Annotated in this window: 9 protein-coding genes; 1 reads left to right on the forward strand and 8 read right to left on the reverse strand. The window is 66.0% G+C overall.

Annotated features, from left to right (window positions below; all coding sequences use genetic code 11):
- Window positions 1-26: 26 nt before the first annotated feature.
- The 5 genes from AC1DIM_RS17710 to AC1DIM_RS17730 all read right to left on the reverse strand — a co-directional run bounded on the left by AC1DIM_RS17710 (window position 27) and on the right by AC1DIM_RS17730 (window position 4,583).
- The gene (locus tag AC1DIM_RS17710; protein ID WP_477711808.1) at window positions 27-383 is read right to left on the reverse strand and encodes a DUF4282 domain-containing protein; all 357 of its coding nucleotides are present in this window, start codon (window positions 381-383) and stop codon (window positions 27-29) included.
- A 135-nt stretch (window positions 384-518) separates the two neighbouring features.
- Window positions 519-1,379 (reverse strand): SDR family oxidoreductase, encoded by an 861-nt coding sequence (locus tag AC1DIM_RS17715; protein ID WP_477711809.1) that lies wholly within the window; start codon window positions 1,377-1,379, stop codon window positions 519-521.
- 9 nt (window positions 1,380-1,388) lie between these two features.
- A complete protein-coding gene (locus AC1DIM_RS17720; RefSeq protein WP_477711810.1) occupies window positions 1,389-2,393 on the reverse strand; it encodes an aldo/keto reductase family protein in 1,005 nt (334 codons plus the stop codon).
- Between the two features lie 106 nt (window positions 2,394-2,499).
- Window positions 2,500-3,564, reverse strand: coding sequence for an aldo/keto reductase (locus AC1DIM_RS17725; RefSeq protein WP_477711811.1), 1,065 nt, complete (start codon window positions 3,562-3,564; stop codon window positions 2,500-2,502).
- Between the two features lie 173 nt (window positions 3,565-3,737).
- Window positions 3,738-4,583, reverse strand: a complete 846-nt coding sequence (locus AC1DIM_RS17730) for a hypothetical protein (protein ID WP_477711812.1) — start codon at window positions 4,581-4,583, stop codon at window positions 3,738-3,740.
- 244 nt (window positions 4,584-4,827) lie between these two features.
- Here AC1DIM_RS17730 and AC1DIM_RS17735 point away from each other — a divergent pair, with 244 nt between their 5' ends.
- Window positions 4,828-5,226: a YchJ family protein gene (locus AC1DIM_RS17735; RefSeq protein ID WP_477711813.1), complete on the forward strand. Its 399-nt coding sequence runs from the start codon at window positions 4,828-4,830 to the stop codon at window positions 5,224-5,226.
- On the opposite strand, the gene AC1DIM_RS17740 is transcribed toward AC1DIM_RS17735, so the two are convergent.
- The 3 genes from AC1DIM_RS17740 to AC1DIM_RS17750 all read right to left on the reverse strand — a co-directional run bounded on the left by AC1DIM_RS17740 (window position 5,223) and on the right by AC1DIM_RS17750 (window position 8,559).
- Window positions 5,223-6,116 carry a TIGR04086 family membrane protein gene (locus AC1DIM_RS17740; RefSeq protein ID WP_477711814.1) on the reverse strand — a complete coding sequence of 298 codons (894 nt, stop codon included), beginning with the start codon at window positions 6,114-6,116 and terminating at the stop codon, window positions 5,223-5,225. The two genes, AC1DIM_RS17735 and AC1DIM_RS17740, sit on opposite strands and share 4 nt — an antisense overlap.
- A gap of 51 nt (window positions 6,117-6,167) precedes the next feature.
- Window positions 6,168-8,195 carry an acyl-CoA dehydrogenase family protein gene (locus AC1DIM_RS17745; protein WP_477711815.1) on the reverse strand — a complete coding sequence of 676 codons (2,028 nt, stop codon included), beginning with the start codon at window positions 8,193-8,195 and terminating at the stop codon, window positions 6,168-6,170.
- A gap of 61 nt (window positions 8,196-8,256) precedes the next feature.
- Complete coding sequence (locus AC1DIM_RS17750; protein ID WP_477711816.1) at window positions 8,257-8,559, reverse strand: hypothetical protein; 303 nt, start codon at window positions 8,557-8,559, stop codon at window positions 8,257-8,259.
- Between the last annotated feature and the right edge of the window lie 183 nt (window positions 8,560-8,742).

An 8,742-nucleotide genomic window follows, 5' to 3' on the forward strand; every position in this document is an offset into this window, starting at 1 on the left:
CAGGGTCCGCGTTGGCGAACGTACCGCTACTGTGCCGGCTCCTGGCCGTAGGACTGGTTCCAGCCGTTGGGAGCTGCCGGACCGCCCGCGTGGCCCGTGTGGGCCGACCCTGGAGGGGTGCCGCCCTGCATGCGGATGAGCTCGGCGGTGTTCTCCGCGGTGCGGATGCCGGCCACCAATGACTCCAGACCGATCCGTGCCAAGGCCAAGTAGATCAGAACCACCAGCGGTCCGAGAATCAGCATGACCAGGATGCCGAGCAAAACGTTCCGGGAAGCGAATGACGCGATGACGACCACAATGTAGCCGAGGCCCAGCGCAACCATGATCAGGATGTAGACGATTCTGGCGATCGATGGCGAAACGAATCTGGTGAATGACAAGTCGAATAGGTTTTTCATTGGTCCCCCATTTGTGTTTCCGCTGTTCAGGCGGCTGTTTGTGCTGACGTTGCCAGCCTAACCGTTGCGTGCTGATCGGCCGTCGCAGGCGCCAAAACTTCCGGAGGGAGTGCGGGGCTACAGCTGAGGCTGTTGCAGGAAATCGGCCAGGCTCAAGGGGTCCCGGCCAGTCAGCCCATGCACGTCCGGCGACAGCCCGGCGAGTTCCCCGGCAGCAATGGCGGTGTAGGTGCTCACCCACGCGTCCACCTGCCACGGCGGCGCCCCGTACAACGCCCGCGAGGCGTACGCTTCCTCAAGCGTTTCCGGGTGATAAGTGATGCTCCGCCCGGTTTCCGCCGTGAGAACTTCCGCAGCGTGCCACAGCGTGAGCTCCGCCGGCCCGGTGAGGTTATAGGTGGCGCCCACATGAAGCGCAGGGTCCCTCAGCACCGCCACAGCACAACGGGCGATGTCCTCACGGGCCACCGCCGAGACCACGCCATTCCCGGCCGGTCCGCGGATCACCCCGTCCTCACCCGCAAGGAGCGGCAGGAAGTCCAGGTAGAAGTTGTCCCGCAGGAACGTGTACTTCATGCCGGAGGCCTTGATCCGCTCCTCGGTGGCGTAATGGTCGCGGCCCAACGTGAACACCGAGTCCGGCGCCGCGCCGTAGAACGACGTGTAAACAACGTGCTGCACCCCGGCCGCAGCAGCGGTATCGATGAAGCTGTAATGCTGCTGCAGCCTGTCCTCGGCCTCGGCCGCTGACACCATAAAAAGGACTTTGACCCCCTCCAACGCCTTGGCGGACAAAACAGCATCCGCATAACTGAACACCAGCGGGACGGCGCCCTCGAGTTGCGGTGCGCGGCCGGCATCGCGGACCAGCAGGCGCTGGGGCCGCCCCAGTGCCGCGAGCTCCCGGGCCACCATCCCGCCCAGACCTCCGGTGGAGCCTGTGACGGCGAGATCGGCCAGGGTCGGAAGGGAAGTCAAGGGGGCTCCTTACCCTTCGCGGGTGGCGGGCGACGTGGTCTTCGCCGGGTCGCGTTCCGCGAGCGAGCCAATCGCGTCGTCGATCTTCTTCAGAACATCGGGCTCCAGGGTGACGCCCGCGGCTGCCACGCTGTCGGCGATCTGCTCCGGACGGGACGCACCCACAATGGCCGACGCCACGTTAGGGTTCTGCAGCACCCAGGCCACCGCAAGCTGCGGCATGGACAGCCCCGCTTCCGCCGCAATGGGTTTGAGGTTCTGGACGCCGGCCAGGACGTCGTCGCGCATCCAGCGCTCAATCATCCTTGCTCCGCCCTTGTCATCTGTGGCGCGGCTGCCTTCCGGCGCCGGCTGGCCGGGCAGGTATTTGCCGCTCAGCACGCCCTGCCCCATGGGGGACCAGACGATCTGGGAGACGCCCAGCTCCTCCGACGCCGGCACAACCTCGGCCTCGATGACCCGCCAGAGCATGTTGTACTGCGGCTGGTTGGAGATCAGCTGGAAGCCCAGTTCCTTGGACAGCGCGTGGCCTTCGCGGAGMTGCTCCGCGGTCCATTCGCTGACGCCGATGTACAGGGCCTTGCCCTGCCGGACGATGTCCGCGAAGGCCTGCATGGTCTCTTCCAGCGGCGTTTCAAAGTCGTAGCGGTGGGCTTGGTAGAGGTCCACATAGTCCGTCTGAAGCCGGCGGAGCGAGCCGTTGATCGACTCCATGATGTGTTTGCGGGACAGGCCCAGATCGTTTTTGCCCTTCGGGCCAGTGGGGCCGAAGACCTTGGTGAAGATCTCCAGCGATTCGCGCCGCTCGCCCTTCAGCGCCTCGCCGAGAACCGTTTCTGCCGCAGTGTTGGCGTAAACGTCCGCCGTGTCAAAGGTGCTGATGCCGGCGTCGAGCGCGGCCCGGACGCACTGGGTGGCGATGTCGTTCTCCACCTGGGAGCCGTGGGTCAGCCAGTTGCCGAACGTGATTTCCGAGACTTTGAAGCCGCTGTTTCCGAGGTATCTGAATTCCATGGTTTCCACGCTAACGGAGTTGGTTGCTCAGGGTAAGTGCCTGCCCGGATATCGGCCGGGATTAAGGCTTCGCAGCGTACGACGGCGTTGCACCGGGTTACGCCGGTCAGCGGCGGCGGAGTTCCGCGTACTCCAGGGACGGCACGACGGCGCCGGCATCGCGCTCCACAAAGTTTGTTCCGGGCGGCACCAGTTCATCGATGGCATCCAGGACCGGTTCGCTCAGGAGGGTGTCCGCTGCCTTGAGGTAGGCCTGGAGGTGGGCTTCCGTGCGGGGGCCGATGATCACGCTGCTCACTGCAGGGTGGTTCAGTGCGAAACCGATGGAAAGCTCCACGAGCGAGATCTCCAGCTTGTCCGCCAGCCTGGCCAGGGAGTCCGCCGCCAGGAGCTTGCGTTCGCTGGACGGCCCGGAGATGTCGTAGCGACCCGGGAGCGAATGCACGCGGGTGGGCGGCTTGCCGGCGTCCAGGACAAAATCGCCGGACAGCCAGCCGCCGGCCAGCGGCCCGTATGCGAGCACGCCCAGGCCGTACTGCTGGGCGATGGGGAGGACGTCGCGTTCGTTGCCGCGGACCAGCACGGAATAGGGCACCTGGTTGGCTACGGGCGGGATCAGGTGGTTGGTGGTGGCCAGCCACTGCGCCTCCACCAGCTGCGCGGGCGTGAAGACCGAGGTGCCGTAGTAGAGGATCTTGCCCTGCCGGATGAGGTCGTTCAGGGCGGTGATGGTCTCCAGGACGTCCGTGTTGTAGTCCGGCCGGTGGGCCTGGTACAGGTCTATCCGGTCCGTCTGGAGCCTGCGGAGGCTGCCCTCCACGGCCTGCATGATCCAGCGCCGGGAGTTGCCGGAGTGGGCGGGGTTGGGGCTCATCTGCCCGTGGAATTTCGTGGCCAGGAAGACGTCGTCGCGGCGACCTCGGAGCGCGCGGCCCACTACCTGTTCCGATTCGCCCTGCGAGTAAACGTCGGCGGTGTCAACGCCGGTGATGCCGGCGTCCAAGGCGGACTGGATGATGCGAATGCTGTCGTCCGCGCCGGTGGGTGCGCCACCTGTGCGGGTACTGTCCGATGCGCCGCCGGGGCCTTCGCCAAAGTTCATGGTGCCCAAGGTGAGCGGGCTGATGGGTGTGCCGGACCGGCCGAACACCCGGAGTTCGCTGAGGCTCATCCCCGGCTCCTCACAGTCGATTCCCCACGCGGATTGCTGTGGATCGTCACGACGCTACACAAATTCGGCGGAGCGAAAACGGTTTGTGCCTTAGTACTTCGCTTTTCGTAGCGGGGCGTAATGCAGCCCGGCGCCGTGACGATTTATGAACGGCCCGGCTGCCCGCAGGAAGCTCAGCCTTTGCTGGCAGGCAGCTTGGCCCGGAGGACTTTCGCGTGGCCGGTCAGTGACATGAGTGAGCCGGTGTCCAGCGGGGACAGCGGGCCCTCGGCCGGCGGCTTCGTAAACGAGGGGGCAGCCCCGGCACCGGAAACCGCCTGGCCGGTGTCGTTGGGGCCAGTGCCATCGGGCCCGGCGTCGTTGGGCCCGGTGTTCCCGGGGCCAGGAATGTCCTCGCGTACCGGAATGTCCCTGTGGAGCGCAGACTCCACCAGCGGGGCCACCGCTGCCACTTCTGCTGCCGGCAGGGATGGCGCCGGGAGTTCGCGGACCGTCACCTTGATCTCGGGTGCGGCGGCCCGGGCCCGCGCCATGGCCCGGGCATCGGCGTCCGCGACCGCGGCGGCCCAGTCTCCGGCCAGCACCGGCGGCTCGCGCCGGGCTGCGGTGAGCAACGGGTGACGCTCCACGGCGTCCTGGAACCGCGGGCCCAGCTCGGATGGCTTAAGGAGGTTCCGGCTGTTGCGAATGGCCTTGCGCCAGCCGCGGGGAGCCGGGAACTGGCCACGGAGCACCCCGGCGCGGGGTGGCTTGGCGGGGGAGGCGGCAGCGTCGTCGTATGTTGCATCAGGGGCGCTCGACGGGAGTTCGGTCCCGCCGGTGAGGCGGACCAGGGGAAGGGTTTCGTTCCTGGGCAGCCGCCCAAACAGCGCCTGCACGGTCAGCACCAGCAGCCGGCCGGCGCCGGCGAGCACCAGGGTCAGGATTACCAGCAGGAACAGGCCCAGGAACATCAGGAACGCCAGTCCCAGCGTGCCGAAAAACGTCAGGTTGAGAACGAGTGTCGCTGAATCTTCCACGTCATCACTCCAATCTGCCAGCGGCGGAGCCCGTGCCGGCACCCATCACCACGGGCACCAAGCCCCTCCACTACCTTACGGACTATTTTTCGGACACACTGCCGGTTGCGGGGGCGCGGCCGAGGTTGTTTCGAAGCTGTTACCCGATATGACAACCGCCGTGCCGCCTATACCTGCCGCCTATAGTCGGTAGAGACCACCAAGCCGCCGGGATGCGGCGAAGACCACAGGCAGAGGAGCACCGTTGTACGAGAACCCAGGCATTGCCGGCAACTGCCCTTGCCTGTCGGGCGAGGTGTACAGCGAGTGCTGCGGGCGCTTCCACAGCGGCGGAGCCGACGCCGCGACCGCTGAGCAGCTGATGCGTTCGCGCTACACCGCGTTTGTGCTGCTCAACGCCGGATACCTCCGGCAGACGTGGCATCCGAGCACCGTGCCGGCTGACCTGGAACTGGACCCTGCCATCGAGTGGCGCCGCCTGGACATCGTCTCCACACACCGCGGCGGGCCGCTGGACACCGAAGGCGTTGTGGAGTTCAAAGCGTATTTCCGGCACGACGGTGAACGCGGAGTCCACCACGAAACCAGCCGCTTTGTACGGGAAAACCGGCGCTGGTATTACGTGGACGCCGTGCTTGCCTAGCTCTCGCTGTAGGTTTCATCCGGTGTGAAGCCGGCCCGGTCCACCTTCCGGTGGAAGTGCATGCCGGCCAGGCCGCCGAGCACGGCACCCACGAGCGCAACCAAGGCAACCACGACGGCGGCGATGATGCTCGTGACCGTCAGTTCGCCTTCGTTGATGGGGATCCTCGGGAAGCTGTTGAGGTTGGCCAGGACGTTGAACTGCTGACCGGCGATAAGGCCGAGCAGCGCCACAACCACCGCGGCGATCAGGGCCCAGGCCCATACCATCATGCCCTGCTTGGCACCGTTGAACCGCGCCATCCGGCCAGCCACATAGCCGCCTGAGTAGTAAGAGACGAACAGGATCGCCAGCAGGACGATGATGCCCACCATGCCCATAGTGCCGTTGGTGGCCATCTGGTGGACGGCATCGTTGACGTCCGTGTGGTTCGCCAGCCCGACGGCCGTTCCCGCCGCGGCAACAAAGGCCGTCAGCAGGACGGCCATCCCGGTCGCGGCCAGCCAACCGAAGAAGGCGGAGCCCACTTTCACGCCGCCGAACTTTTCCCTCTCCCGGGCGACGGCGGTCTGCCGGTCCGTCAACCGCGGGTCCGTCACCCGCGGGTCGATCACCGGAACAGTCATCCCCTGTTCTGCAGTGTACGGTTCAGCGGCGTATGGTTCCGCGGCGTCCTGCTGCGCGGCGTCCTGCCGGGTTGCGTACGGTGGCTCTGCGTCCCGCCGTCCAGCGTTCGGCCGCGTCTGATCCAAGGCGAGCGTTGGCTCACCGCCCGCGTCACGGGCCGCCGCACCGCCCGCGAAGGTCTCATCACGAGCAGTTTCTCTCCGCAGATTCTCAGTCCGGGCGCGCCGCGGAAGTCCGTCCCCTGGTTCCATGTGGTTGCTCATGAATCAACTCAACCACTGGTCAGCGGTGATAACAAGGATGCTTACTATCTGCTAGCGGTAGTTCCGGTGCAGATTTTCCTTGGCTGACGCGCCGGGTGTGGCATCAGCGATCCACGGCCCCGTGCCCTCTGACTGGTCCAGTACACCGGCCTCCAGCCAGGTGTAATCCCCGGCCAGGACCTTGCCGGCGAGCACGTGATCGGCGTCGTCGGTATTGCGCCACAGCTGGTCAAAGTACTCGTCGATGCGGACACGCGACTGCTCGCAGAACGCCTCTGCCAGTTCGTAGGCGCCCGCGGCATGCTCGGGGGTGGTGCGAAGAAGCATCTCGGCCCGTGAACAGCATGCAGCCATGGCGAAGAGTTCGGCACCGATGTCCACTATCCGGCCCAGGAACGCCTGCTTGTATTCGAGCTTCGCCTGCCAGCGGCCCATGCCGTAGAACGTTTGCCGGGCCAACCTCCGTGACGTCCGTTCCACAAAACGCAGGTGCTTGGCCAGCCGGCCAAAGTCGCCGTAGGAGCGGGGGTCCATCCCGGCGCCGGCCACGAGTTTGGGCAGCCACTTCGCATAGAAGCCTGAGGCCCCGACGGCGGCCCTGGCCTTGTCCTGCAGGCTCGCATCCACGGAGGCAAGGTCGCCGGCGGCGGCAAGGTGCGCGTCCACGGCTTCGCGGGCGATGAGGAGCTTCATGATCTCCGAGGAACCCTCGAAGATGCGGTTGATCCGGAGGTCACGCAACTGCTGTTCCGCCGGAACCGCGCGTTCCCCACGGGCCGCCAGCGATTCTGCTGTCTCAAAGCCCCGGCCCCCGCGGATCTGGACCAGCTCATCGGCGATCCGGCAGCTGATCTCCGTGGACCACAGCTTGGCGAGGGCTGCCTCGATCCGGACGTCTTTCTGCCCGGCGTCGGCAAGTTCCGCGGACAACTCAAAGACAGCGTCGAGGGCGAAGGCGGACGCCGCGATGAAGGCGATCTTTTTGCCCACGGCTTCGTGTTTGCCCACCGGCTGTCCCCATTGGGTGCGGGCGTTGGACCATTCCCGCGCAATTTTCAGGCTCCAGCGGCCGGACGCGACACACAGCGCCGGCAGCGAGAGCCGGCCCGTGTTCAGCGTGGTGAGCGCGATCTTCAGGCCCTGCCCCTCGCGTCCCAGCCTGTTTGCCGCAGGCACCCGCACCTGGTGGAACCGGGTCACGCCATTTTCGATGCCCCGCAGTCCCATAAAGGTGTTCCGGTTCTCCACAGTGATGCCGGGGGAGTCCATCTCCACCACGAACGCGCTGATGCCGCCCTTGTGTGCAGTGCCGTCCGCGTCGGTGTGGGCCGGCACCAGGGCCATCACCACCACGAGTTCGGCGATCACCCCGTTGGTGGTCCAAAGTTTCACGCCGTCCAGAACGTAAGATCCGCCGTCGTCCGCGGGAACTGCGGTGCTGCCCATCCGGGCGGGGTCGCTGCCAACGTCCGGTTCCGTCAGCAGGAAAGCGGTAATGGCCCCCGCGGCGCAGCGCGGCAGGTATTCCCGTTTCTGCTCAGCGGTACCAAACACCTTCACGGGCTCCGGGACACCAATGGACTGGTGTGCCGAAATCAGGGCGCCGAGGCTGGGATGGACACTGCCCAGCAGCGCAAGGGACCTGCCGTAGTAGACCAGGGACAGGCCGAGTCCGCCATACTCCTGCGGGATCTTCATGCCAAAGACGCCAAGCTCCGCCAAACCGCGAATGTATTCGTCAGGGATTTTCGCATCCCGCTCGATCACGCGGCCGGACAGGGTCCGGGCGTACTCCGTGAGTCGCTCCAGGAAAGCTTCGCCGCGCTCCACATCTTCAGCCTGGGCCTTCGGCCAGGGGTGAATGAGATCGAGGTCAAAACTTCCCAGGTACAGCCCCTTCGCAAAGCTGGGCCGGTCCCAGCCGGTCTCGCGGGAGGCCTCGGCGAGTGCCCGGGCATCCGCGGCGGTGGCATCGGGACCGATATTGCTCGCGGCGACCTGAACGTCAGCGTCCGGGGTGTCGGAGGGAGGCGCATCGGCGGCAGCTTTGGTGGCGGGACTGTCAGTGGCGGAGCTCATGGGGTATCTCCTTCGCCGGATGGCCGGTTCTAGCCATGGATCCGCCGGGCTGGAGAACCCTTTAGCTGTCTCCCAACATTACCCGCGGGTAGCTTCCAGTGCTAGGGGAGGGCTGCCCTTGGAAGTCCACCGGAAGCTCCACCCCGGCGGCTTGATGGACCAGCCGGTCCCAGCCCTGGTTGATGCCGTGGACCACTGCGAGCAGGGACGTTGACGCGAGGAACCAGGCCAGCTTGGCCACCCCTGCCAGGACCAGGGCAAGGAAGCCCGCGGTCAGGACGAAGGCCACCAGGACCAGTGCCAACACCATGGTTCCGATGAACACCATGGTGGACGTTTCCACTGAACTTAAGTCGAACTGCATTCTTCCCCCTGCGCCATTGCCTCGGATGAGTCAGTAGGACTGAGCGTAGGGGCTGCCGGGCGTCCCCAACCAGACGCGGCCCGCCCGGACGGACGGGTTGATACGGGATCGAAATGCTACCCGGGGGTAGGTCACGGGCTGGTCGCGGACTTCCGGCCGTTAGGGGCGCAAGGGCTCTGCGTT

Source organism: Pseudarthrobacter sp. 01T43 (assembly GCF_056398665.1).